This window comes from Acinetobacter sp. GG2, assembly GCF_000292385.1.
GTDB lineage: Bacteria > Pseudomonadota > Gammaproteobacteria > Pseudomonadales > Moraxellaceae > Acinetobacter > Acinetobacter seifertii.
Map to the genome: position 1 here is coordinate 1 of NZ_ALOW01000014.1, position 26843 is coordinate 26843.

Annotated in this window: 24 protein-coding genes, 2 tRNA genes and 1 other RNA gene; 8 read left to right on the forward strand and 19 right to left on the reverse strand. The window is 39.6% G+C overall.

Going from position 1 to position 26843, the window contains the following annotated elements; translation table 11 throughout:
* Positions 1-126 precede the first annotated feature (126 nt).
* From fusA to B554_RS0100830, 4 genes are all read right to left on the reverse strand, one after another.
* On the reverse strand, positions 127-2265 hold the full coding sequence (gene fusA, locus B554_RS0100815) for an elongation factor G (protein WP_019456622.1): 2139 nt from the start codon (positions 2263-2265) through the stop codon (positions 127-129).
* Positions 2266-2442: 177 nt separating this feature from the next.
* On the reverse strand, positions 2443-2913 hold the full coding sequence (gene rpsG / locus B554_RS0100820) for a 30S ribosomal protein S7 (RefSeq protein WP_001138055.1): 471 nt from the start codon (positions 2911-2913) through the stop codon (positions 2443-2445).
* Positions 2914-3072: 159 nt separating this feature from the next.
* The gene (rpsL, locus tag B554_RS0100825; RefSeq protein WP_002050319.1) at positions 3073-3447 is read right to left on the reverse strand and encodes a 30S ribosomal protein S12; all 375 of its coding nucleotides are present in this window, start codon (positions 3445-3447) and stop codon (positions 3073-3075) included.
* 200 nt (positions 3448-3647) lie between these two features.
* Positions 3648-4964 carry an EcsC family protein gene (locus tag B554_RS0100830; protein WP_019456623.1) on the reverse strand — a complete coding sequence of 439 codons (1317 nt, stop codon included), beginning with the start codon at positions 4962-4964 and terminating at the stop codon, positions 3648-3650.
* A 295-nt stretch (positions 4965-5259) separates the two neighbouring features.
* Here B554_RS0100830 and B554_RS0100835 point away from each other — a divergent pair, with 295 nt between their 5' ends.
* The 5 genes from B554_RS0100835 (at position 5260) to B554_RS0100855 (ending at position 10814) form a co-directional block, all read left to right on the forward strand.
* Positions 5260-6489, forward strand: a complete 1230-nt coding sequence (locus B554_RS0100835; RefSeq protein WP_004703335.1) for a beta-ketoacyl synthase N-terminal-like domain-containing protein — start codon at positions 5260-5262, stop codon at positions 6487-6489.
* Positions 6490-6507: 18 nt separating this feature from the next.
* Positions 6508-6960, forward strand: a complete 453-nt coding sequence (gene hemJ, locus B554_RS0100840; protein ID WP_004703336.1) for a protoporphyrinogen oxidase HemJ — start codon at positions 6508-6510, stop codon at positions 6958-6960.
* A 260-nt stretch (positions 6961-7220) separates the two neighbouring features.
* Positions 7221-7781: a hypothetical protein gene (locus tag B554_RS0100845; protein WP_019456624.1), complete on the forward strand. Its 561-nt coding sequence runs from the start codon at positions 7221-7223 to the stop codon at positions 7779-7781.
* 386 nt (positions 7782-8167) lie between these two features.
* Positions 8168-9793 (forward strand): NAD+ synthase, encoded by a 1626-nt coding sequence (locus tag B554_RS0100850; protein ID WP_019456625.1) that lies wholly within the window; start codon positions 8168-8170, stop codon positions 9791-9793.
* On the forward strand, positions 9786-10814 hold the full coding sequence (locus tag B554_RS0100855) for a hypothetical protein (RefSeq protein WP_019456626.1): 1029 nt from the start codon (positions 9786-9788) through the stop codon (positions 10812-10814). The genes B554_RS0100850 and B554_RS0100855 overlap by 8 nt, the downstream gene beginning before the upstream one ends.
* A gap of 43 nt (positions 10815-10857) precedes the next feature.
* Here the strand turns inward: B554_RS0100855 and B554_RS0100860 are convergent.
* From B554_RS0100860 to B554_RS0100890, 7 genes are all read right to left on the reverse strand, one after another.
* Positions 10858-10934, reverse strand: a tRNA-Met gene (locus B554_RS0100860).
* A 157-nt stretch (positions 10935-11091) separates the two neighbouring features.
* Positions 11092-12048, reverse strand: coding sequence for a carnitine monooxygenase, reductase subunit CntB (gene cntB / locus B554_RS0100865; RefSeq protein WP_019456627.1), 957 nt, complete (start codon positions 12046-12048; stop codon positions 11092-11094).
* 47 nt (positions 12049-12095) lie between these two features.
* Positions 12096-13547: an NAD-dependent succinate-semialdehyde dehydrogenase gene (locus B554_RS0100870; RefSeq protein ID WP_019456628.1), complete on the reverse strand. Its 1452-nt coding sequence runs from the start codon at positions 13545-13547 to the stop codon at positions 12096-12098.
* Between the two features lie 61 nt (positions 13548-13608).
* Positions 13609-14724, reverse strand: a complete 1116-nt coding sequence (cntA, locus tag B554_RS0100875) for a carnitine monooxygenase subunit alpha (protein WP_002120432.1) — start codon at positions 14722-14724, stop codon at positions 13609-13611.
* Between the two features lie 42 nt (positions 14725-14766).
* On the reverse strand, positions 14767-15741 hold the full coding sequence (locus B554_RS0100880) for an alpha/beta hydrolase (protein ID WP_019456629.1): 975 nt from the start codon (positions 15739-15741) through the stop codon (positions 14767-14769).
* 11 nt (positions 15742-15752) lie between these two features.
* Positions 15753-17405, reverse strand: a complete 1653-nt coding sequence (locus B554_RS0100885) for a BCCT family carnitine transporter (protein WP_081400253.1) — start codon at positions 17403-17405, stop codon at positions 15753-15755.
* 20 nt (positions 17406-17425) lie between these two features.
* The gene (locus tag B554_RS0100890; RefSeq protein ID WP_019456631.1) at positions 17426-18538 is read right to left on the reverse strand and encodes a tartrate dehydrogenase; all 1113 of its coding nucleotides are present in this window, start codon (positions 18536-18538) and stop codon (positions 17426-17428) included.
* Positions 18539-18641: 103 nt separating this feature from the next.
* Between B554_RS0100890 and B554_RS0100895 the strand changes: the two genes are divergently transcribed.
* A complete protein-coding gene (locus B554_RS0100895; RefSeq protein WP_019456632.1) occupies positions 18642-19622 on the forward strand; it encodes a LysR family transcriptional regulator in 981 nt (326 codons plus the stop codon).
* Positions 19623-19675: 53 nt separating this feature from the next.
* Here the strand turns inward: B554_RS0100895 and B554_RS0100900 are convergent, their stop codons facing one another.
* From B554_RS0100900 to coaD, 5 genes are all read right to left on the reverse strand, one after another.
* Positions 19676-20860, reverse strand: a complete 1185-nt coding sequence (locus B554_RS0100900; protein WP_019456633.1) for a porin — start codon at positions 20858-20860, stop codon at positions 19676-19678.
* 148 nt (positions 20861-21008) lie between these two features.
* Positions 21009-21085: transfer RNA gene (locus tag B554_RS0100905), tRNA-Met, on the reverse strand.
* A 64-nt stretch (positions 21086-21149) separates the two neighbouring features.
* An RNA gene (gene rnpB / locus B554_RS18305) (RNase P RNA component class A) lies at positions 21150-21504 on the reverse strand.
* Between the two features lie 27 nt (positions 21505-21531).
* On the reverse strand, positions 21532-21795 hold the full coding sequence (locus B554_RS0100910) for a YfhL family 4Fe-4S dicluster ferredoxin (RefSeq protein WP_004703368.1): 264 nt from the start codon (positions 21793-21795) through the stop codon (positions 21532-21534).
* A gap of 1 nt (position 21796) precedes the next feature.
* A complete protein-coding gene (gene coaD / locus B554_RS0100915; RefSeq protein WP_004703369.1) occupies positions 21797-22288 on the reverse strand; it encodes a pantetheine-phosphate adenylyltransferase in 492 nt (163 codons plus the stop codon).
* Positions 22289-22423: 135 nt separating this feature from the next.
* Here coaD and smpB point away from each other — a divergent pair, with 135 nt between their 5' ends.
* Entirely contained in the window at positions 22424-22900 is a 477-nt protein-coding gene (gene smpB, locus B554_RS0100920) for an SsrA-binding protein SmpB (protein ID WP_004641603.1), read from the forward strand.
* 49 nt (positions 22901-22949) lie between these two features.
* On the opposite strand, the gene B554_RS0100925 is transcribed toward smpB, so the two are convergent.
* From B554_RS0100925 to rluD, 3 genes are all read right to left on the reverse strand, one after another.
* Entirely contained in the window at positions 22950-23501 is a 552-nt protein-coding gene (locus B554_RS0100925; RefSeq protein ID WP_019456634.1) for a flavodoxin family protein, read from the reverse strand.
* 223 nt (positions 23502-23724) lie between these two features.
* Complete coding sequence (pgeF, locus tag B554_RS0100930) at positions 23725-24462, reverse strand: peptidoglycan editing factor PgeF (RefSeq protein ID WP_019456635.1); 738 nt, start codon at positions 24460-24462, stop codon at positions 23725-23727.
* An 11-nt stretch (positions 24463-24473) separates the two neighbouring features.
* Positions 24474-25526: a 23S rRNA pseudouridine(1911/1915/1917) synthase RluD gene (gene rluD, locus B554_RS0100935; protein ID WP_004703372.1), complete on the reverse strand. Its 1053-nt coding sequence runs from the start codon at positions 25524-25526 to the stop codon at positions 24474-24476.
* A 71-nt stretch (positions 25527-25597) separates the two neighbouring features.
* On the opposite strand from rluD, the gene B554_RS0100940 reads away from it, so the two are divergent.
* Entirely contained in the window at positions 25598-26716 is a 1119-nt protein-coding gene (locus tag B554_RS0100940) for an outer membrane protein assembly factor BamD (protein WP_019456636.1), read from the forward strand.
* Positions 26717-26843 lie beyond the last annotated feature (127 nt).

A 26843-nucleotide genomic window follows, 5' to 3' on the forward strand; every position in this document is an offset into this window, starting at 1 on the left:
GGCTTATTACGTTCAAACTTGGCTTTAGCCATGATGATCTTCCTTTATTAACTACTCATGGAGGGTCACCCCATGAGCACTTGGTTTTCAACTAAGAATTAGTTAGGGCTTATAGTAATCGAAAGATTACTCGTCGTCACCTTTTTTACCGCCAGCTTGGAATTTAGCAATGATGCCTTCAGCCACGTTACGTGGAGTTTCAGCATACTTAGCAAATTCCATTGAGTAAGTCGCACGACCTTGAGACATAGAACGCATTTGAGTCGCGTAACCAAACATCTCAGCAAGAGGAACTTCTGCTTTAATTGCTTTTGTTCCACCAGGAAGATCGTCCATACCTTGAACCATACCACGACGACGGTTTAAGTCACCCATGATATCGCCCATGTAGTCTTCTGGAGTTTCTACTTCAACTTTCATGATAGGTTCAAGAAGGATAGGATCCGCTTTCATGAAACCATCACGGAAGGCATAAGAACCTGCCATTTTGAACGATAATTCGTCAGAGTCGACATCATGGTAAGAACCGTCGAATAATGTCGCTTTAATACCAACAACAGGGTAACCAGCTAATACACCATTCTTCATACGTTCTTGAATACCTTTGTCAACCGCGCCAAAGAATTCTTTAGGTACTACACCACCAACAACTTCTTCAACGAATTGGTATTCTTTACCAGACTCATCAACATCAAGCGGTTCAAGACGTACATATACGTGACCAAACTTACCTTTACCACCAGTTTGACGTACGAATTTACCTTCTTGTTCAACAGACTTTTTGATCGTTTCACGGTAAGCAACCATTGGTTTACCAATGTTAGCTTCAACACCGAATTCACGCTTCATACGGTCAACAATGATGTCAAGGTGAAGCTCACCCATACCAGCAATAATTGTTTGACCAGATTCTTCATCTGTACGAACACGGAACGATGGATCTTCTTTAGCCAAACGACCTAAAGCGATAGACATTTTTTCTTGGTCTGCTTTAGTTTTTGGTTCAACAGCCAATGAAATTACTGGCTCTGGGAATTCCATACGCTCAAGAGTAATGATGTTTTTCTCATCACATAATGTATCACCAGTTGTAACGTCTTTAAGACCTACACATGCTGCGATATCACCTGCACGGATTTCATCAAGATCTTGACGTTCGTTCGCATGCATTTGCACGATACGACCGATACGTTCACGCTTAGATTTAACTGGGTTATAAACCGGGTCACCTTGTTTAAGAACACCAGAGTAAACACGTACGAATGTTAAGTTACCTACGAATTTGTCGTTCATGATTTTGAACGCAAGCGCAGAGAACGGAGCTTCGTCAGATGCTTCACGAGACGCTTTAGTTTCGTCTTTGTCGTCAAGGATACCTTCGATCGCTTTAACTTCTGTAGGTGATGGTAAGAATTCAATTACAGCGTCCAACATACGTTGAACACCTTTGTTTTTGAACGCAGAACCACAAAGCATTACTTGAATTTCAGAAGCTAATGTACGAGCACGTAAACCTGCAATGATCTCTTCTTTAGAAAGATCACCTTCTTCAAGGTACTTGTCCATTAATTCTTCAGAAGCTTCAGCCGCAGCTTCAACCATTTTTGTACGCCATTCGTTAGACGTATCAACTAGGTCAGCTGGGATATCAGCATATTCAAACTTCATACCTTGAGATGCTTCATCCCAGATAATCGCTTTCATTTCGATAAGGTCAACAACACCCTGGAATGTATCTTCAGCACCAATTGGCACAACGATAGGAACAGGATTACCACCTAAACGAGTTTTAACTTGCTCAACAGCACGGAAGAAGTTTGCACCAGTACGGTCCATCTTGTTCACGAATGCTAAACGAGGCACTTTATATTTGTTCGCTTGACGCCATACAGTTTCAGACTGAGGTTGTACACCACCTACAGCACAGTAAACCATACACGCACCGTCAAGAACACGCATAGAACGTTCAACTTCGATTGTGAAGTCTACGTGTCCTGGGGTGTCAATTACGTTGATACGGTGTTGTTCAAATTGGTTACCCATACCAGACCAGAAACAAGTTGTAGCAGCAGAGGTAATTGTAATACCACGCTCTTGTTCTTGTTCCATCCAGTCCATTGTTGCTGCACCGTCGTGTACTTCACCAATTTTGTGAGATACACCTGTGTAGAACAAAATACGTTCAGTTGTAGTTGTTTTACCTGCGTCAATGTGCGCAGAAATACCGATGTTACGGTAACGAGTAATTGGGGTTTGGCGAGCCATGATGTCTACATTCCTAAATGTTATATTTAAAACAGGACGCACCAATTAAATTGATGCGCGCGAATATCCAAACAGGCAACTTAAATACCTGCAAAGCCCCCACTTTGATAGAGAGCAATGTTGAATCGAGCTGCTGTACGCATGAATATTCTCCTGAATAAGGCCTGTTTTATCCGCTTAGAAACGGTAGTGAGAGAAGGCTTTGTTAGCTTCAGCCATACGGTGCACATCTTCACGTTTTTTGATTGCTGCACCTTTACCTTCAGCTGCATCAAGCAACTCACCAGCAAGACGTAAAGCCATCGTTTTTTCAGAACGCTTAGCAGCAGCATCTACTAACCAACGCATAGCTAAGGCAGTACGACGGGATGGGCGTACTTCCATAGGTACTTGATAAGTAGCACCACCAACACGGCGTGCTTTTACTTCGACCATAGGACGAACTTTCTCAAGAGTAGTCTCGAAAAATTCAACTGGGTCTACTTTGTTTTTTTCTTGAACGCGTTCTAAAGCACCGTAAACGATACTTTCAGCAATAGATTTTTTACCATCTTGCATTACGTGGTTCATGAATTTAGCGATTGTTTGGCTGCTAAATTTTGGATCTGGAAGGATCTCACGAGCAGCGACTACGCGACGTCTTGGCATTTTAATACACCTAATAATATGACACTTCAGGATAATCCAGCAGTTTGTACAAGTGTCATGTACACGACGCTGGCCTTACTATACGTCGCTTGAATTACAAATCTATGAAGAATTCAAACAAGCGAAACGCTAAAGGGCTTTTGGACTAGTTTCCTAGAATTACTTCTTAGGACGCTTAGTACCGTATTTAGAACGTGATTGATTACGATCTTTAACGCCGGCACAGTCTAAAGAACCACGAACGGTATGGTAACGTACACCTGGTAAGTCTTTAACACGACCACCACGGATAAGAACAACACTGTGCTCTTGTAAGTTATGACCTTCACCACCGATGTAGCTAGATACTTCAAAACCTGAAGTTAAGCGAACACGGCAAACCTTACGCATAGCTGAGTTAGGTTTTTTAGGTGTAGTTGTATAAACACGTGTACAAACACCACGACGTTGTGGACAAGCCTTCAACGCAGGAACTTTGGATTTTTCAACCAAAGTCGTACGACCCTTACGGATCAACTGATTCGTTGTTGCCATATGGCAATTCTCCCGTTATTAAAAAACCTCAAAAAGAAAATACCTCTTTTTAAGGGCACATAATTGTAAGCTAAGATGCAAAAATGGTCAACACGGCAATAATTACCAAATGTTGACCATATCAATGTTTGACAGGATGACTTACAAAATTAAATAGGGGTGAAATTTCGTTTTGAAACCCTATCTTTGTAATTGTATTGTTAAGAGTACTTTTGATCTTCTATAACATCATCATTTTCAATTTCTAATGCTGGTTTTTGTTCACTATGCTCGTGCTCGACCACATGTTTTTCTGCAAGCTGCTCAATACCTTGATGAACATTTTCTTGCACTTTTTCTTCACTTTTTTCAGAAGTATTCGATTTAACCACAACTGCCACTTTTGAAATTACATCATGATTTTCTATTTTATGATGTTGTGCCGCGTGAATACTGCCGTTTTCTCCAACATTCAAAAGACGAGGACTTGCCTTTTGAATAAGAGTCACGGCAGCATAATAAGCTTGAAGTGGTGATAAATGCTCATTCGGATGTTCATTTAAATAGTGTCGTGCAGCACCAAAAATGGCTTGTGCCTTATGACCCACATCTTCTTGTAACTTCCAACTGTAAACAGCACTGAGCACTGCCCCCACTGCAGGAGTAAATTTACCAACAGAAGCAAGTTGCGGAACTTTATTTAACCAGTTCCATTTAAACTCGCCATTTTCATCAACCAACCATTTTTTTAAGGTTTCAATATCATTTGAAGACCCCAGTAATTGCTGAAACTGTTGAACATCTTGTGTCTCTAACATATTACGTAACGCTTTTAATGCCAAAAGTACCGTCTGCTTTTCAGCAATCAGACTGATATCGACTTCTTTAAAAATAAACTCAACAACATCTTGATCACTTCCATCATTTAAATCAAAACCATGTGATCTTCCAGTTTGATAAATTGTTCTTAAAACTAAAACTAAAGATACAGGAATATCTACAGCCGCTCCCGCCATACCAGATACACCAGTAATCGTACCTTGTATTGTTGCAATCAATTTATTTTGTTCAATCAGTGCCTGACTTAAACGTTGAGAGCGTGAAGTATCCTTAGTTAACTCAAATAGGTCTTTTGCACCTGCCTCTTCTAATATTTTTTCAGTAAGTGTACTTTTCGAACTAAAGTCATTCAGCGCATCAAATAAATAGCTTGATATTTTCTCATTCCAGTCAGGTGAAATAAATGTAGCAATACCATTGACCTTTCTGAAATGACGACCAAAAACTTGGCGAGTAACTTTAGGTAAATGTTCACGTAACATTTGTTGTGGACTTTCATATTGTTCCACTTCAAACGGGCTTTTGTTTCTAGCATTACCTTCTACTGTTTTGCCACTCGTAAGTGGCTCGACCAACTTACTGACCTCACCTATTTGGCTTTGCTGCAAGATGTTTAACCCAGTAGAACTGAGCTTTTTAGCCACTCCGAAGACCTGAGAAAACAAATTGTCAGATTGATTATTATTAAATTTTGTCATCCAGTACCTCGATTTTTTAATTTATCTAATTAGAGATAAATACTAGGTGGAATGTAGATTTATCTCAACTTGAATGTGTGTATTTTAGTTAACCCTAAATGAAACATACTATGTATTTGGTTATTTTTTTAAATGCACAATTGACATAAAGATTTGCCATAAGAAATAAAAAACCTTTCTGCTATCATGGTAGCAACGAAAACATATGTCTAATGTTCTTCCAGCTATCTTCTCCTATCATTTAATAGCTGCTGATGTTCATAGACTTTAAATATCACCATAAAGGGACCTGTAGATGAAACGTGTCGTAATCACTGGTATGGGTATTAACTCATGTATCGGTAACTCTTTAGAAGCAGTTACTCACTCACTTCAAAATGGAATCTCGGGGACACGTTTTAACCCAACTTACGCTGAACTTAATTTTAAAAGCCATGTCAGCGCTGCTGCAGAACAAGATTTTGATCATATCGACCGTAAATTAAAACGCTTTATGGGCGTTTGTGCGATGTATGCTTACAACGCTGCTGTAGCTGCGGTTGAACATGCAGGACTCACACCTGAACAAATTGGCGGCAACCCACGTTATGGTATTGCAGGTGGTTCAGGTGGTGGTTCAACTGCATCTGTTGTTGAAATGACTGAGTTATTAGAAACTAAAGGTGCACGTAAAGTAGGTCCTTTCTTTGTACCACGTAATATGTCAAATACCATTACGGCAAACGTAGGTGTTGCATTTAAACTACAAGGTATTGCTCATACTATTACAAGTGCTTGCGCAACTTCTGCAGATGCAATTGGTTATGCATATAACCTTATTCAACTTGGCAAACAAGATCTTATGCTTGCTGGTGGTGGTGAAGAAGATCATTGGTCTCAAAGTTTATTGTTTGATGCAATGGGCGCACTTTGCTCAAAATATAACGATACTCCTGAAACTGCGTCTCGCCCTTATTCAGCAGACCGTGACGGTTTCGTAATTGCTGGCGGTGGTGGTTTCGTAGTACTTGAATCGCTTGAACACGCACAAGCACGTGGTGCGAACATTTTAGCTGAAGTTGTCGGTTATGCAGCAAACAGTGATGGTGCAGATATGGTTGCTCCAAGTGGTGAAGGTGCTACACGCTGTATTTTAATGGCACTTGAAGAAGCCAAACAGCATGGCGTAGAAACAATTGACTATGTAAATACACATGGTACCTCTACTCCAGCGGGTGACGTTACTGAACTTAAAGCAATGGAACGTGCTTTTGGTGAAGGTAAAGTACCACCGTTAAGCTCAACTAAATCTATGACTGGTCATAGCTTAGGAGCAGCTGGCGTTCAAGAAGCTATCTACTCTGTTCTTATGATGCAAAATGACTTTATTGCACCAAACATCAACGTAACTGAACTTGATGAAGGCGCAAAACCTTTTGATATCGTACTTGAAAAACGTGATGCAAAATTGAATACTGTAATGAGTAACAGTTTTGGCTTTGGCGGTGTAAACGCTTGCCTAATTTTCAAGAAGTGGGATGCATAATCCCACCTAGGATTAACGATGGATGCACCTTCTGATGCTTTTTTGTGGGTAAAAGCATTACATATTATTGCTGTGGTTTGTTGGTTCGCTGCTTTGTTCTACTTACCACGTTTATATGTTTATCATGCTATGAGTGAAGATGCTGCAAGTCATCAACGCTTTGAAGTAATGGAACGCAAGTTGTATCGAGGAATTATGTGGCCTTCTATGATTGCCACATTAATTACTGCACACTTTCTCGTTGAGTGGGGTGATGCAACTCGACACTACCATGAAGCCACATGGTTTTACTTAAAAGTTGGACTAGTGGCTTTATTAGTGGTTTACCATTTAGTGTGTGGTTACTATCGTAAAAAGCTTATCGGAAATGCTCACTATAAATCACATAAGTTCTGGCGTTTCTTCAATGAAATGCCAACCTTAATTTTATTTGCGGTTGTGATTTTAGTTGTCGTAAAACCTCAGTTTTAACTGGGGTTTTTTATTGTCTAAGACTTCTCATTTAAATTTTTAATTCATTTTAGTCAGTTAACCTGTTTTCAATTAAACTTATTAATGGTCACGGCGCCTTTATAATCAATAATTAGGATGAGATTTTACAAGCCTCTGATCAGATTTAAAGCGGACATTTTGCCAAATAAGGTACTCAAATCATCAAGTAAGAAATAAATATCGTTCATTGTGTCTGTCTTTCAACATAGTTGATGTATGTTATGCTGCTAAACAAATAGATGAACTTATTTAATAGCAAAACTATGTTCACTCTCAGCGCTTTTAAATTCGCCCTAGATCAACAATTTATTATTTTTACTCTTTTTATTCTTCGTCACTTAAAAAGCTATCCAATTCGATTCCTTACGCCTGAAGAAAAAGCCTTAGCGCAAAGGGTTTTTGGTGATCTGCTAGATTGTGAACGTCCTAAAATTATTGCTACTCGTTACTTACCTTGGCAAGCTCATGGAATTTTGATGGCTCCAAATGGAAATATCTATGTAAATTTTTCTGACTATAGTCGCAATTACGCTTTAGAGTCTAAGTTCATACAAGGTATTTTTATTCATGAACTCACCCATGTTATGCAATATCAGCGAGGTATTCATGTATTACTAAAAGGCGCATTTTTACAATCTGCCTATTACCTCAGCTTTAAATATTACAATCCTTACAAATACACCTATCATCCGCAAAAAGCATTTAGTTCTTACAATATTGAACAACAAGGAGAGATTGCGAGAGATATCTGTTCAGGTAAGCTACCCAATATTATTTGTTTACCTCAACTGGATTTGTAAGAAAATAATTGAGTTTGACTTCAACGTAACATTTTTACCAACTTACTCAACGCAAATTTTATAAACAAAAAAATATGAAAATAAAGTTGAGATTTGAGTTTATTACTGTCAAATTATTGAAAATAAGTATAAAAACTTATTCCAAATTTTGGAGTGTTAAGGCAGTATACAAACAATAAAAATAATGAAGCTTGTTTCTATTGTATACAGAAAATCTCGTTATTTTTACGCAGAAAATATGTGATTGGTATATATTATTGATCTTGACATTTTTGTTTACTATTTTACTTGTTTATTATCGTGTCATACACATCGTTGAAAAATTATATTCATAAAAATCAACACTATGTGTATTTATATTCGTTATGATCTAGGATTAGGTTTGAATGAAAAGTTTTAAAGTTGCCCTTGCTCAGTTTTCTCCGCATATTGGCAATATTGACTCAAACACCCAAAAGATGATTGAGCAAGCAAATCAGGCGAAAAAACAAGACGCTGACCTGATTATTTTTCCTGAGCTTTCTGTGATTGGTTATCCAGCTGAAGACTTATTGCTACGTCCAAATTTAAACAAACGTATGCAAAAGGCTTTTACTCGACTTAGCGAAGTTAAAGATATCGTGATGGTTTTCGGCTTCGTGAACCAGACTGAAGATGGCCAACGTTATAATTCAGCTGCGGTCATGAAAGATGGTCAGGTTTTAGGTGTTTTCAATAAACACAACTTGCCAAACTATAGCGTTTTTGATGAAAAGCGCTATTTCAAAAAAGGTCATCAACATTTGGTATTTGAATACCTTGGTCACAAGTTTGGTGTCCTCATTTGCGAAGATATTTGGTCAATCAATACTGTTAAGCAATTAAGCCAATTAAATGTTGATACTGTACTTGTACTTAATGCATCTCCATATGAAGTAGGTAAACCACAACATCGCAAACAAACATTAAGCGAGCTTGCAAAACAACTTCACTTAAATATTGTTTATGTTAACCAAGTTGGTGGACAAGATGATTTAATTTTTGATGGTTCAAGTTTTGTCAGCAATCAAAATGGTGAAATTGCTTTACAAGCACCAAGCTTTAAAGAAGATCTTTATATTGCTGAATTTGACCGTGATACCAAATTATATAAAGTCACTGAGTCTGCTCCAGCATTGGAAACTTTTGCAGAAATCTATCAAAGCTTAGTTATGGCAACGCGTGACTATGTAGAGCGTTCAGGTTTCCCTGGTGTAATCTTAGGTCTATCTGGTGGTATTGACTCTGCCCTTACACTAGCAATTGCTGTTGATGCAATTGGTGCAGAAAAAGTACAAGCTGTCATGATGCCATACACTTACACGTCTCAAATTAGTGTAGAAGATGCGGCAGAACAAGCTCGCCGTATGGGCGTGACTTTCGGTATTGCTGAAATACATTCAATCGTAAATAGCTTCATGCAAACGCTATATCCATTCTTTGGTAACTCACCAGCGGATGCAACTGAAGAAAATTTACAAGCGCGCGCTCGTGGCACATTACTTATGGGCCTATCTAACAAGTTTGGTAATTTGGTGCTTTCTACAGGTAATAAATCTGAACTTTCAGTTGGCTACTGCACACTCTACGGCGACATGGTGGGTGGCTTTGCTGTTCTAAAAGACGTTTACAAAACAATCGTGTTTGAACTAGCAAAATACCGTAATAGCTTAAGTGAAACTCCAGTTATTCCTGAGCGTGTGATTACCCGCCCACCTTCTGCAGAACTTCGTCCAGATCAAAAAGACCAAGACTCTTTACCAGCGTATGATGTATTAGATGCCATCCTTTATGCGTATATTGAAGAAGATTTAGGTCAGGCAGACATTATTGCCAAAGGTTTTGATAAAGAAGTTGTTGAAAAAGTCATCCGTTTAGTTGATCGTAATGAATACAAACGTCGTCAAGGTGCGATTGGCCCGAGAATTACTTCTCGTGCATTTAGTCGCGAACGACGTTATCCGATTGTCAACGGTTGGACAGCGAATGACTGAGCAGAAAAACTCATCAAAAACCACAGCACTTGCTCAAGCACTTTTGCTTGAGCAGGTGGAATTTTTCAAAAAACAATTATCGATAGAAAACTCACCTATTTATTTCCAGCAGTTCATTCAACTGTTTATGCAACATGCTGATGAAATTAAACTTTGTGAAGTTGTGGATTTAGAACAATTACAAGCCGTTGTGAAACGTTATGCTTTTGAGATGCAGCTTGGCGCTGGCTTACTTGAGTTTATTGGGGAAATTGCACAGCGTATTTATTTATCTGCTATGAAATCTCCCATTCAGCTACAAGATTTGGTATCTGACCACCAATTTGAAATGTGGCTTTCCAAATTTTTGGAAATGGAGCATATTCCTCAATATCTGAATGAATTTTTAAGAAGCAGCCCTTCTGTTCAACAGCTTTGCCAATATATTGCTACTTCAACCTTAGAACAAAAATTACCAAAATTTTTAACTGCCTCGACAGTAAATGACTACCATTTTGAATGGCAACATAAACTCAAAAAATTCTCTTTTTTACAGCAGCAACGTCTCGAACATAAACTTGAAACGTGGATTGCGAGTTTTATTCATGAACAGCTTACTGAATTAAGCCTTTTATCGGCTGAAGACTTAGAGAGCTTAATACGTCATGTTTGGGAAGATATTAGACATAAAAAAATGTATGAGTTTATGAAACAGCTCACTCCTCTCGATGTTGAGGAGTTCTTTGTTTTAATTTATGAATACTGGAAAGAGTTACGCCAGTCGCAATTTATGCAAGATCTTATTTTGTATGGCGTCGAAGTTTTTTATGACTTTTATAAAGATCAAAGTTTATTTGAGGTTTTAAGTGAGATTGGTTTAACCGAAACCGACTTGCAAACTGAAGCTTTACGCTTTTATCCGAAGGTTATGGATGCCTTTAATGAGCACGGTATTTTGGAACCGTTGCTTCAAGCGCTCTTAGCTCCTTTTTATCAAAGCTCAAAAACACTCGATATGATTGAAAAACATTTTAATGAGTAAAAAATAGATAAAAAGAAACCACGCAGGAGCGTGGTTTTTAAAATGGTGGCTATGACGAGACTTGAACTTGTGACCCCCGCATTATGAGTGCGGTGCTCTAACCAACTGAGCTACATAGCCGTAAACTGTGTGCGCATTATCTATAGTTCTGTATAGCAGGTCAATACTTCAAAACTCTTAATGCCCACCAAATGAACAAATATGATTCAGATCATTATTATTTGTTTATTTTTTAGCAAATTCATACTTTAAGCAATTGATCGGCCACAGAAATATATTAAAGATCTAATACGAGCTTTTTACCTTTTGCTCTTGATACACAAATCATCATGCTCTTTTGTGAAGCTTTTTCGGCATCACTTAAGTATTGATCGAAGTGCTCTGCCTCACCTTCTAAAATAGCAGTTTCACACGTACCGCAAACGCCTTCTCGGCATAAACATTCCACATCGATATTTAATGTTTCAATAGCTTGTAAAATGGTCTGGTTACTTTGTACTTCAATTTCCTGATTAGACTTAGCAAGTACTACCGTAAATGCTTCACCATCTTCAGGAACTGTTGACGCAAATTGTTCCCAGTGGATATATTCATCTCGGTAACGGTGTTTATTACAACAATCAATCACAGCATCAATCATGGGTTTCGGTCCACAGACATAGACATGTGTACCTTTAGGTTGTGATGAAATCAATTCATCCAAATTTAATGCGCAACCCTCTGAATCAACATAACTAAACACGTGCTCAGGATGTTTCTGCTTTAACTCATCTAACAAAGCCGCATGTTCAGGTGAGCGATAAGCATAATGTAGCTCAAACTCAGCACCGCGTGCTGCAAGCTCATCCATTTGTGGCAAGAATGGTGTAATGCCAATACCGCCTGCAATTAAGATATGTTTATTGCCTGTTTCCGCTAATGGAAATAAATTTTTTGGTTCTGAAATCTGAATTTCACAGCCTTCATTGCACTGATCATGCATGAAAACCGAACCGCCCTTACCTTCCACATCTTTACGGACACAGACTTGGTAAGTAGATAGATCTTGCGTACAGCTCATCAATGAATATGCATTTGAAAGCTGTTCATTCATTTTGACAATAATATGGCTTCCCCCACTAAATCGAGGAAAGTTCTGCCCATCTTGACGTTTGAACGTAAACCGTTTGATTAAAGGGGTTAGCTGCTCCACATGAGTAACAACTGCCGGGAACATTTCATAATGACTAGCCATATTAGAATCCTTCTTTTACCGCATTTTCTTATTGCTAGGGCTTATCCTTAAAGCCCTAAACACATGTATTTAATGGTCATGAACTCTTCAAGACCATACTTTGAGCCTTCACGCCCAACACCTGATTGCTTCACACCGCCGAATGGTACAACTTCATTTGAAATTGCTGTGGCATTCATACCGACCATTCCATATTCAAGCTGTTCTGACACTCGCCATAAACGTGAAATATTTTCGCTGTAAACATAAGCAGCCAAACCAAAGATGGTGTCATTCGCCTGAGCAACAACATCTGCTTCATCTGTAAAGCGAATGAGCGGCGCAACTGGACCAAAAATTTCTTCTTGGACAATTTTCATTGTACGGTCTACATTCGTTAGAACCGATGGCTCATAAAAGGTTTGTCCTAAAGCATGTTGTTTACCGCCGCAAGCAACTTTAGCTCCTTTACTTACCGCATCATCAATCAACTGCTGTGCTTTTAACACTGCTTTTTCATTAATTAATGGGCCAATTTGAACACCATCTTCTAGCCCATTACCAACTTTAAACTTTTGTACTTCTTGTACAAACTTCTCGGCAAAAGCTTGATAAATATTGTCGTGCACATAAATACGGTTAGCACAAACACAGGTCTGGCCTGCATTACGGAACTTGGCAAAAATCGCACCTTGTACAGCTTTATCTAAATCGGCGTCATCAAACACAATCAGAGGAGCATTACCGCCTAACTCAAGCGCTAATTTTTTAATAGTGCTTGAACACTGTTGCATCAATAAACGCCCCACTGGAGTTGAGCCAGTAAAGGTCAATTTCTTCACTTTTTCATGTGAAGTAAATACCGAGCCAATTTCTTGAGATTTACCAGTAACAACATTAATCACACCAGCTGGAATACCTGCTTTCTCTGCAAGCTTCGCAATCGCTAAAGCACAATAAGGCGTTTCATTCGCTGGCTTAATCACGACCGTACATCCAGCTGCTAAAGCTGGTGCTGCTTTACGAGTAATCATGGCGATTGGGAAATTCCACGGCGTAATCGCAGCCACGACACCCACAGGTTCTTTACTGATAATAAAACGCTGCTGGTTATTTACGGTTGGAATCACATCACCATAGATACGCTTGCCTTCTTCGGCAAACCATTGAATAAAGGATGCAGCATAACGCACTTCACCTTTCGCTTCTGCCAAAGGTTTTCCTTGTTCAATGGTCATGATTAAAGCAAGTTCATCGGTATGATCGAGAACCAGTTTGTACCAAGCCAATAAAATATCTGCACGGTTTTGAGCAGTTAAAGCTTTCCAACTCTGCAATGCAGTATAAGCAGCCTCAACTGCTTGAGTCGCCTCAGCAGCTCCCATATTTGGAATTGTGCCAATTTCTTCGCCTGTAGCTGGGTTAGTCACTGGAACTGTTGCATTTGACTGTGCAGCTAGCCATTGCCCGTTAATATAGGATTGTTGCTGAAATAATTCAGTGCTTTGTAAACTCGACATATCATCTTCCTAACTGAAGAATCAGGTGTAAGTTATCTTTACACCTGAATAAATCCATTTTTTATTTGTGATGCTGCGCTACAAGATGTTGGAAGTAGGCAATACCATGTTCACTAATTCCTGAACGTTGCTTGTCAGTCATAATACGGCCTTGACCACGATAACCACGTGATTTCAAACCACGTTGTACGCTTTCGACCAAGTTCAAATCTTCAGGACGGAATACATTGCGATACCACTCAATTAAGTCTTTCTGATCTTGAGTGAGCTCTTCGTTCGTGAAGTAAATATCGTAATGCTGCAAAGTCGTTTCTGCATCTACTGGAAACTCATAGATCACCGTCATGAAATTACTGCCCGGTGGTACGTTGAACATGGTACAAGGCCAAGTCCAGAAACCATGAAACTCAGGATCTGTTACTGATGGATCAAGCTTAAATGACTTCTCAGATGAACGCGCAAAGCCATATTGTAGTGTCCAGTTTTGATGTGTGGTGTGCCAATATTTATCGACTTGTACTGAGTCAGCAAAGCCCGGATGTGCAGGCCCACAGTGATAACATTCTAAGTAGTTATCGACAATAACTTTCCAGTTTGCTGGAGTTTCTGTCACAAAGCGTGCTGCCAATTTTAAATCTTTAATTACACTACATGCTTGATTTAAACGCTCAGCAAATTCAGGAAGTTGGTCTTCTACGCATGTCGCATTTTCATCCATATTAATGAAAACAAATCCTGCATATTCCTCAACTTTTAAAGGCACCATGCTTGAATTTTCTTTATCGAAAGATTCAACATGGTCACAGTTACGTGCCAAAGCTAAACTACCATCTAGCTTAAAAGTCCATGCATGGTATGGACAAGTAATTACATTTTTTGCTTTACCACTGCCACTTAAAAGCTCGTGACCGCGGTGTGGACACACATTATAAAACGCACGTAAAACACTATCTTTACCACGAATGATGACAATATTTTCACCAATTACTTTACGGGTAATATAGTCATTCGGTTGTGCCAATTCACTGCCATGTGCAACACAAATCCAGCTTTTAGCAAAGATTGCTTCTTTCTCATGCTCAAAAACTTGTGATGAAGTATAGAAAACTTTAGGGAAAGTCCATGCAACATCTGGGTTTGCGCAAAAATCTTCAGGTAATTTTTCAACTGCACTCATGTTTTTACTCCATTAAATTCTTTTCGTCCAAATGACTCGATATTAAATTGATATCTTTTCGGTACTGCCAAACATACGACGTATCGCACTCAGCATGTTTTGATATAACTGTTGAACTTCTGGGCAATCACGCATCAGACGTAAACTGCCATGTAATAAACCTTTACCTAAATGAAACTCGTTAGGGATGCCTGCTTGTTCCAGTTTTTGGGTAAGGCGATAACCGTCATCACTTAAAGGGTCATACTCTGCAACTGCCACAAAACTTGTAGGCATATCTGAAAAATCAGTTGCCAATAAAGGCGCTAGACGTAAATCCTGCCAATCTTGTGAGTTAGGTGCATATTCCTTTAAATAAAAATGCATATCTTCCGTTGTTAATAACGGCGCATGTGCATGCTTTTGTGCAGAGGATGTGTCAAATGCAGTACTCAAGCATGGATAAACCAAAGCCAGACCTTGAGCTTGCATACCACTATGCTGTAGATGCACTGCAAGGGCTGCTGCTAAATTACCGCCAGCACTATCCCCTGCTAGAACGATATTTTCGCTATCGATCTGCCAAGTTGAACCATGCTTTTTAAGCCATTGATAAACTGCTAAACAATCTTCATAAGCTGCTGGAAAGCGATGCTCTGGTGCCATGCGGTAATCTACGCTAATGACAACTGCATTTAAGTCCTGACACAAATAGCTGGTAATAAACTCATGTGAGTCAAGTCCACCGACCATCCAACCACCGCCATGTAGATACAACACACATGGCCAACCAGACTCAGGTCGATTTGTTTTTGGTAAATACACACGAACAGGAACTTGATGCTTATCATTTGCAACAAAGCGATCTTCTACTTCAATCTTGCCATCACGTGGCAAAGTGTAGTGTCGACACATCGCATCATAGGCCGCACGGACTGAGTCAATATCGGCATCTGCTGGTGAATAAATGCTGCTCCAATACATAAGGCTTTGCATTTCTTCACTTAAAGCATAAGTAGTCTGTTCATGTGTAGTCATTACCGTTCCCTCTAGCTGGTTTTTCTATCCAGTTTGATTGAGCTCGCAAGCTCAAGCTGCATCCTTTTTACATGTTCATCTTGAGACTGGTTTAAACCAATTTCCTGATTATCATAACCTTGTTGCTCAATTAAATGCGATGGGACTTTGGCATAATCCTGAATCAGCCATTTCACTAAGCCATAGGTTTGAATCAGAATAATCACAATGAATGGTAAAGCCGTCACAATGGTTGCTGTTTTCATGGTGTCTAAAGGTGCTTTACTAAAGATCATGGCAATTGGAACTAAAGTCAGCATGACACACCAGAACAAACGAGCATTTGGCGATGGATCTTGTCCTTCACTTAAACCACGTGTACATGTTGCTGAAACCGCATAGCCTACCGCATCCATATGTGCTGCTAAGAACACCACCATGATGCCCAGGAAAATCCACATCATTAATTTTCCGGCAGGTAACAGACTGAGCAACTGACCAATTGCAACCTCACCACCTTGTTGGCTTAAGATTTGCGGTACATTCACAGCTCCATGAATAAAGCTATAAACACTATAGTTTTCAAACACACCAAAGATGAACCAAAGACCAACACTGCCGCCAATCACCATGGCAAAGATGACTTCTTTAATGGTACGGCCTTTAGAAACACGTGTTACAAAGAGTGCTACACCCGGCGCATATGAAATCCACCATAACCAGTAGAAAACAGTCCATTCACGAGTAAACTTGCCATCACCCATTGGGTCAGTAAACAAGCTCATATCGACAAAGTTGGTTGCCATTAATCCGAAACTCATTAATGAATTATTCAAAATGAACTGCGTTGGACCAAAGCAAAGTACATAAATCGCAAACAACACTACGCCCAAGCACACCATGTGACTTAAACGCTGCATGCCTTTATCCATACCCACATAAGAACTAAGTGCGAACAGAACCGAAACACCTAAAATAATGATGACCTTAGTCATAAAGGTGTTTGGGATACCTGTGAGCTGAGACAAAATATTGGTAAATGTCACGGCGGTGAGTACTAATGAAATCGTCAATGCACCAAACATGCAAAGCAAGAACATAAGGTCAACTAAACGCCCAACCACGCTGGTTGATTTAAAGCCTGTTACCGCTTCAATCACAGAAGCCAAACTTAAGCCTTTATTTTTTCTCACATGGTAGCTGTAGCACAAAGAAATTGATGCCAAAGCATAAATTGCCCACGCACTTAAACCAGAATGAAAAAACGAGTAAGCCACGCTATATTTCAATGCTTCTGCTGACTCAGGCGGTAAGCTCAAACCCGGAGTTTGATAATAGTAAGCCCAGTCCAAGAAGCCCCAGTACAGTGTAGAAGACCCAATACCTGACAAGATGAACATAAAAATCCATGACATCGTGGTGTATTGAGGCTTTCCTTCACCGAGTTTGATTTTTCCGTATTTACTAAAGGCCAGACCAAAAGTAAAAATGATAGCTAAAAAAGCAAACAGTAATACCGGTGTTGTAAACATCGATGTTGTCCACTGCATCCATGTTGCAGCAATCTTGATCGACTCTTGCGAATAAATCGCCAAACCAGCAACTGAAATAAATACAAACAGTAAGCTGGTTACGGCAAGAACCTTATCCGTATAAATTTTTGTGTTTTGATTATCCATATCCATACATCCATTTTGGGATGGCGTTATTCCATAGCGAACACGTCCATTTTAATTTGGGCTACACACGATGCAATTGCCTCTCCTACCTCATAAGTTTTTGCCTGACCGCCGATATCGGCTGTCTTTGGCCCATTAATTAATACATTCTCAATCGCTTGCATAATGTCCTGACCTGCTTGGATGCAGCGTTCGTCTTCTTCACCAAAGAATTCGAACATCATGGCACCCGACCAAATCGCAGCGATTGGGTTGGCAATTTGTTTACCGTAAATATCTGGTGCCGAACCATGTACAGGTTCAAACAATGATGGAAATTTTCTCTCTGGATTTAAATTTGCTGAAGCAGCCAAACCAATGGTTCCCGTACATGCAGGGCCTAAATCGGAAAGAATGTCGCCAAATAAATTCGATGCCACAACCACATCAAAACGCTCAGGTTGCAATACAAAACGAGCCGCCAAAATATCAACATGCTGTTTATCAGCTTGAATTTGTGGATATTGTTTTGCCATCGCATCAACGCGCTCATCCCAGTACGGCATGCTGACAGCAATACCATTGGACTTAGTCGCTGCTGTAATTTTTTTCGCATCACGCTGATTTGCAAACTCAAATGCATAACGCAAAATGCGATCTACACCATGGCGTGTAAATACCGCTTCTTGTAAAACAAACTCGCGGTCTGTCCCTTCAAAAGCTTTACCACCAATGGCTGAATACTCACCTTCACTATTTTCACGAACCACGTAAAAATCGATGTCGCCTGGTTTTTTACCTACCAATGGACATTTCACACCCGGCATTAAGCGCACTGGACGTAAATTCACATATTGGTCAAAGCGACGACGGAACTGAAGTAGCGAACCCCAAAGTGAAATATGGTCGGGCACTTTATCTGGCCAGCCTACAGCGCCAAAATAGATCGCATCGTAACCTTGCAAGGTTTCAAACCAGTCATCTGGCATCATTTTGCCGTGCTCAAGATAGTAATCGCAGCTTGCCCAATCAAAAGCATCGAGTTGAAGCTCAATGCCATGCTTCTCTGCTGCTGCCTTTACAACCTTAATGCCTTCTGGTAGAACTTCTAAACCAATGCCATCGCCTGCAATCGTGGCAACTTTATATCTTTTTGCCATAAGCTTCCTTCACACCTTCGACTAATATCCTTGTATGGCTTAAACATGATGTTTTAAGCAAAAATGATCAACAACGGAACTATCACTCCAATGGACACGGATCGTGAATAATCTACCTAACCTATCGGATTTAAAGGTTTTTTGCACAGTCGCCAAACTAAAAAGTTTTGTCGAATCTGCTGAAGAACTTGGGACATCGCCAGCTTTTATTAGCAAGCGAATTAATATTTTAGAAAACACATTAAGCTGCAAACTTTTTCATCGCAGTACACGTCACGTTAGCTTGACGGAAGATGGGAAACTTATTCTTGAGAGAGTTTCAAATATTCTTGAAGAATTTGATGAAGTTTGTGAACTGGTCAATAACCCGCTCAGTACACCTACGGGTCGTATTGATATTATTAGTAGCTTTGGTTTTGGTAGAAAACATATCGCCCCAATTCTGTCTAAATTAATGATGCTTTATCCAAAGCTTCAAATACATTTTGACACCATCGACAATACCAAAGACCTTATTCAGCACAGTATTGATTTAGACATCAGAATTGGTAATGAAATTGCGCCAAACATGATTGCGAAGAAGTTAGCTTCTAATTTTCGAATTTTATGTGCAGCGCCTAGTTATTTACTTAAACACGGCGTACCAGACAGTATTGAAGATTTGCAAACACATGATTGTTTAACGATTAGTGAGCGTGATCAATCATCTGTGCTATGGAAATTTAGGCATGCTTCTGAAGATGTCTCAGTGCATATCAAACCACGTTTTGTTTCGAATAACGGCGAAATTATTCATCAACTTGCTATAGAAGGTCACGGTATTATTTTCCGGTCAATTTGGGATGTTGCAGACGAATTGATTACTGGCCAACTTCAGCATATTTTGCCTGAATATTGGCAAGATGCAGACGTCTGGGCAGTCTATCCCTCTCGACTCAAAAGTTCTTCCAAACTGCAAACCTGTATTTTGTTTATTCAAAATGAATTACTTAATCGCTTGCAACATGTGCAAAACCTAAATCGTGGACAACTCATTTCACCAGCCGTCAAACGTGAACCTCCACCTGAAAAAGTCTTTCTATAAAAAAAGCCCTAAATGAACACCATTCACTTAGGGCAATAAATTACTCTTAAATTTTAGAAATAATATCCAATTGAAAGATAAAACAATTTATCCCAATCATTACTGCTACCTTGTGCAAGGCCATTTGCCCCACCTCCTACCATTGGATCATTTTTACTCATAATATATTCACCCTGAATACCAATGGCTTTGTAATTAAAATAAACGCCTGCTATTAAGCGTTCAGAGTCTTTATAGCCTTCCTCATCTTTGAAAAAGCGACTATGAGAAACATAAGGCTTAATATTGGTAAGTTGATGAAATGGCTGAGCGAAGGTGTAATTAATTTCATTAACCAAATACTTACCCTTATTCGCTACTTGATATGGATAGTCGAATGCACCAATAGTTGAACTATTTGGTAATAAATCATCCCCATTGGTCACATCTTGCTTACCTGCCAAGAACATCCATTGCCATGCTTGATATTGGGTTTGAGCAAAAACGTTCCAAGATTTACGGTGTCCATCTATATTTGTTCTTTTATTTTCTAAATCAGAATACCAAGCTGACCCACCTAGCTCAGTCGAAAAATTTTGAGTCTTATCAATTTCAAATTTTCTAGATGCTCGGCCAATCCACATATTTTTTTCTTCAATATTGGTGCCATTAGACAAATCATCTGCCTCAACAAAATTACCACTGTAACGGCTTGAGTTTTTTGACGTTCCCTTATAATTTCCTCCATCTGTTGGATAGAAACCTAAGGTCAAATTGTATTTGTCATCTGCAAATTTATATTTAATACCTAAATTATCAATATCTTCTAAACCAACGGTATTTAAAAGCGTCTCGTAATAACTACTTCCCCAAAATTCGCCAAAGCCAAAATCAACAGGCTGTAAACCTACCGTAATTCTTTGCTGGTCAGATAGCTTATAGCCTGCCCATGCTTTTTTTAGGAAAATTGCATCACACAAACGATTATATTGGTAACAACGGGCATCTAGACCTGCAATCCAATCTGGATTTTCATAACCCAAAACTAATTTAATATCTGTGAGTCGCCAGTCATCATTTTGAGAACCCTCATTCGCCCCAACCACATAGTCCTTATGTAAATAACGGGAACGTACCGCACCAGACACTTTAAACTGCCCCGAATCTAAAGTTGGATCACCCCAACTCAAATCAGCCGCAGAGACTTGTACTCCCGCAGATAAACTCAAAATTCCTAAAAATAATAATGACCTTTTCATGTCTTCAACATCCTTGTTAAGTGTTATAAGAACATGAAGAAATTGGCTTGGACAAACAATGCCAGAACTATAAAGTCGGTCTTTACAAACTGTGTTTAATCAAAAAATGAGCATAAAAAAAGACCACGCAGGAGCGTGGTCTGTAAAATGGTGGCTATGACGAGACTTGAACTTGTGACCCCCGCATTATGAGTGCGGTGCTCTAACCAACTGAGCTACATAGCCGTAAACTGTGCGCGCATTATCTTAGCTTCTTTACCGCGCGTCAAGAAAAATTTTAAATAAAATGAGGTGAAGTGAGCCTATAAGCCGGGTTCTGTCGAGGATGGTCATTCCTCTAGGCGTACAATCACTCATACGCTCAAGCGACCTACCCGAATCCAGTACGGGCCGCACCTAGGATTCCTATTTGGTCTTGCTTCTGGTGGGGTTTGCCATGCCGTGAACTGTTACCAGACACGCGGTGCGCTCTTACCGCACCCTTTCACCCTTACCTCACGAATGAGGCGGTCTACTCTCTGCTGCACTTTCCGTCGGCTTTCACCGCCCAGGCGTTACCTGGCACCCTGCCCTATGAAGCCCGGACTTTCCTCTCCTGCTTCAGTCACGAAGACCTCCACAGCAGCGACCATCCAGCTCACTTCAGGGGCGCATATTAACAAATTTATTCACTAATTGCTTGTGCTTTTTTGAGCAATTAATCTTTTATATTTGTCTAATAGCTGTTCTTCCGTCTCCTCATGCTGCGGATCTTTAGGAATACAGTCTACTGGACAAAATAATTGACACTGTGGTTGGTCATGGTGACCAACGCACTCTGTACATAAATCTGGATGAATTTCATAAATCACTTCACCCATAAAAATAGCTTCATTTGGGCAAACTGGTTCACAAACATCACAGTTTATGCACTCATCGGTGATATATAACGACACTTTACCAACCTTGTTGATGTTTACGTTCAAAAGCTTCAACCACAGCTTGCGGAACAAACTTGGTTACATCACCTCTTAAGCGTGCAATTTCTCGAATCAACGTCGAAGAAATAAAAGAATACTGTTCAGAAGGTGTTAAGAACACTGCTTCGAAATGTGGGTCCAACTGGCGATTCATATTAGCCAATTGAAACTCATATTCAAAATCAGAAACTGCTCTTAAACCGCGAAGTACCGCTGTAGCCTTTTGTTCTTTGAAAAAATTAACCAGTAAGCCATCAAAACCTACAAACTCAACATTTGATAGATGACCTAATGATGATTGTGCCAGTGCAACTCTCTCTTCTAGACTGAACAAAGGGTTCTTATGATGTCCAATTGCAATAGCTACTACGACCTCATCAAACATTCTTGATGCTCTAGTAACTAAATCAACGTGCCCATTTGTGATAGGGTCAAATGTTCCAGGATAAATTACACGCGTTTTAGACATCCGCTAGTACTCTAATTGTATTGTGCGCCTATTTTAGCAAAAGTTATACATGAGGCGAAATATTGATATGTGGGAAAAAACTTCACCTTGGCATCAGTTTACGGCACAATAGAGGCAATTGTGGAAGTTTGAATTATGGCGAAAGCAACAGTAGTAAAGAAACATAATGGCGGAACCATCGCACAAAACAAACGTGCCCGTCATGATTATTTTATCGAAGAAAAATTTGAAGCAGGTATGTCACTTCAAGGTTGGGAAGTGAAATCCTTACGTGCTGGGCGTATGACTTTGACAGAAAGTTATGTCATTTTCAAAAATGGCGAAGCATTTTTACTTGGCTCACAAATTCAGCCTTTATTATCGGCTTCGACCCATGTTGTTCCTGAAGCAACACGTACTCGTAAGTTATTGCTCTCTCGACGTCAGCTTGAACACCTCATGGGTGCAGTTAACCAAAAAGGTTACTCATGTGTTCCTTTGGCGTGTTACTGGAAAGGTCATTTAGTTAAGCTGGAAATTGCGCTTGTGAAAGGTAAACAGCTTCACGACAAACGTGCGACTGAAAAAGACCGTGACTGGCAGCGTGATAAAGCCCGTATATTTCATAAGTAATTTAGTAAAAAAGCCTCTTTTAGAGGCTTTTTTATATCGCATGATTTACTTAATTTAATCTATATAAAAGACCAGCGATATATTCACCAAACCATTTAGCAGTATCTAAATCACCTTGTGGCGGGGTAATCTCAACAGGTGCATTATCGGACTGTGTCATTAAGCCCAAACAACTTGATAAACGGTTTAAATCAGTTTCAGTATGACCAGTTGTCATTAAAGGTAAACCAGACCACAGCATGCCGTGTTGCATCGCAAAAATATTAAGCTGCTGCAAAACTGCAAGCTTATCACCACTCAAACCACCCGAATTTGCAAAACCAGCAGCCAACTTGCCTTGCCATAATCGATTTTTCCAGCGTTTGGATGTGCTATCCATAAACTTTTTAAAATCAGCAGTTACACTGCCCATATAGGTTGGCGAGCCAAAAATAATTCCCTGTGAAGCGTCTAAAACATCCCAGTCAATGTGCTCAATATTCATCACATGTACTTTAACGCCCATCACTTCCGCTCCTGCAGCAATAGCAGAAGCTACCTTTGCAGTGTGGCCATAAGGGCTGTGATAGACAATAGAGAGATGTTTTTCAGGCAAAGACATAAGTTTAATAATTTGAGCGATTTTTTGTATTTTAGCATTTTATTAAAACTTGCTAAACCACGATCTGTGAATATCAAAAATTAGCTTTTTAACGGATTATTTGAGTCAATATTAAAAATCCAAAAATAACAAAATCTCCTATATTATTTAAAAATCTAAATAACATAAGAGATTGATATCACAACAATCGCACTTTCTTAAAGTGAATTGCGATTTTTATAAACTACATAAATACAAAAGTTGCCATACGACCCGTTTTAGCATCACGGCGGTAAGAGAAATACTCATCTTGCTGTTGATACGAGCACTGGTCTCCACCTAAAACTTGTTTCACGCCAAGTCTTTGCAAAATAAAGCGAGCAATCGCATATAAATCTGCATGAAATTTATCTGGTGCCGCTCCATCAACAAAAGCTGTTTCCAATTCAGGATACTTACCACAAAAAGCAGTTTTAACTTCCGTTCCAATTTCAAAGCAGGGTTGACTAATCGCAGCACCTAACCATGCCCAAGTTGGAGGATTTTGCATAGCAGTAACTGTATTTTCAATAATGCCACCTGCCAAACCTCGCCATCCTGCATGTAAGTTAGCGACTTCAGTGCCCTCTGCATTGCCAAGTACCACAGGTAAACAATCGGCGGTCATCATCATTAATGCATGGCCTTTGGTTTGAGTAACCAAGCCATCACCTATTAATGCCGTAAAGGGAATTTGTTCATTTACCGTATGACAAATCGTGCTATGTGTTTGGGTCATCCATGTCATTTTCTTAACGCCAAACTGAGCAAACTCATCTAAAAGCATCATTCGATGCTGCTGAACGCGTCCAGCTTCATCATTAACATGCAAAGCAAGATTAAAACCCGTTAATTCAGTTTGGTCCGTTGGCAATGCCAAAGGATGTTGAATACGCGTCTGCCCTACAAAAACACCTTGTGGTAAACCTTGAACAAATTCCATAATTCAGTTCCTTAGTAGGCTGCGTTTTCTGAACGCAACACATTTACTAACTGGGTAAAATCTTCAGGCCATGGTGCTTCAAATTGCATTTCTTCACCAGTACGCGGATGTTTCAAGCCTAATTTAGCTGCATGTAATGCTTGACGTTTAAAACCACGTAAAGTTTCAATGAGTAATTCAGATGCACCAGCAGGCACACGTACACGGTTCATATAAACCTGATCACCAATCAAGCCATAACCAATATAACTAAAATGCACGCGAATCTGATGAGTTCGGCCTGTTTCAAGACGAGCTTGCACACGAGTAAAATCTTTAAAACGTTCTTTTACATTGTAGTGAGTCACTGCATCGCGTCCGCCCGGTAAAATCGCCATTTTCACACGGTCTACCGGATGACGTTTAATCGGCTCATCAATCGTACCGCCAGCAATGATATTTCCATAAACAACTAAGTCATATAAGCGGTAAACCGATTTATTTGCCAACTGCTTACTTAAAGAAAATTGAGCTTCTAACGTTTTTGCAACAACCAATAAACCACTCGTATCTTTATCAATACGATGTACTAAACCAGCACGTGAAAGCTCTGCCAGTTTTGGGAAATGGTAAAGCAATGCATTCACTAATGTTCCTGAACTATTACCCGCTCCAGGATGGACCACCATACCGACTGGTTTATTAATAACTAAAATATCTTCATCTTCATAAACAATATCAAGTGGGATATTTTCAGGCTGACTGGTCGTCTGTGCTTCTAACTCAACATTTAAAGTTAGGGTTTCAATACCCTCACAACGATATTTAGGTTTTACGATGTTACCATTTACCAACAGATGACCTTCCTTCATCCATTGTTTCAGTTTTTCGCGGGAGAACTCACTCCACACCATAGCTGCAACTTGGTCGATACGTTGCCCTAAGTAGCTTTCATCCAACTGAACTTGCAACGATAAACGTGTTGCAGTTGTATCAGAAGTATGGTTATCTGCATCCTCAGAATCTTCAAGTAAATTGAAGTCAGTTTCAGAGAAGTTTGTGTTTGAAGATTGTGCTGAAGTCATTTGATCATTGAGATAAAAGTGGTTTAATAGCGCAATTGTAGCTCATTGCCCAACATAACAGAGGAGTTTTTATGTCGCTACCACGTTATAAAATTACGATGCTTGCCCTATCTTTAGGTTTAGCGTCTGCATTTGTGGGCTGTAGCAGCAATCCAAGTAAAAAAGAAGTGGTCGATACTGGGCCTCAATCTAGTGAACAAGCGTATTTTGACAAAGCTCAAAAATCTCTTGATCGTGGGCAATATCTTGACGCTGCTAAATCTTTAGAAGCGATTGATACCTATTATCCAACTGGACAATACGCACAACAAGCACAACTTGAACTTCTCTATTCAAAATTTAAACAAAAAGATTATGAAGGCGCGATTGCTTTAGCTGAACGCTTTATTCGTTTAAATCCTCAACATCCAAATGTAGATTATGCTTACTACGTTCGTGGCGTATCTAACATGGAACTGAACTATGATAGCTTGTTGCGTTACACATCTTTGCAACAATCTCATCGTGACATCAGTTATTTAAAAGTTGCTTATCAAAACTTCGTTGATTTGATTCGCCGCTTCCCAAGCAGCCAATATTCTGTCGATGCAGCACAGCGTATGAAGTTTATTGGTCAAGAGCTTGCTGAAAGTGAAATGAATACTGCTCGCTTTAACGTTAAACGTAAAGCATGGGTTGCAGCGGCTGAGCGTTCGCAATGGGTAATTGAACACTACCCACAAACACCTCAAGTGCCAGAAGCCCTAGCAACTTTGGCATATAGCTATGACCAACTGGGTGATAAAGCAACTTCACAGCAATACATCGAAGTGTTGAAGCTTAATTATCCTAGCCTTGTTAATAAAAATGGCACGGTAAATATGCGCGCTGCGCGTAAAGAAGGCAACTGGATTAACCGTGCTACCTTAGGTATTCTTGGTCGCGAATCTAAATCTGTAGCGGCTGAAACAGCTACTCCAGTTGAACCAAAACGCAGTCTACTTAACCGTGTAAGCTTTGGCTTAATGGGTAGTTCAGGTAAAGAAGAAACTCAAGAAACAACTCAAGCACCAGTTGAGACTCCAAAAACTGAACGCAGTTGGACTAACCGTTTAAGCTTTGGTTTACTTGATAAACCAGAAAAAGCAGCAGAAGGTACAACAACTGCACCAGCAGCATCTTCGACTGAAGCTGGCGATGCTGCTCAATAAGCAATAACAGCTTAAAAATAACCCACAAACAGGCAAGTGATATGACTTGCCTGTTTGTTTTTATAAAATAGTAAAATATTTATCGGGCATATCTCGTTTCATCATGTCAGAATAATCTGACCTATCG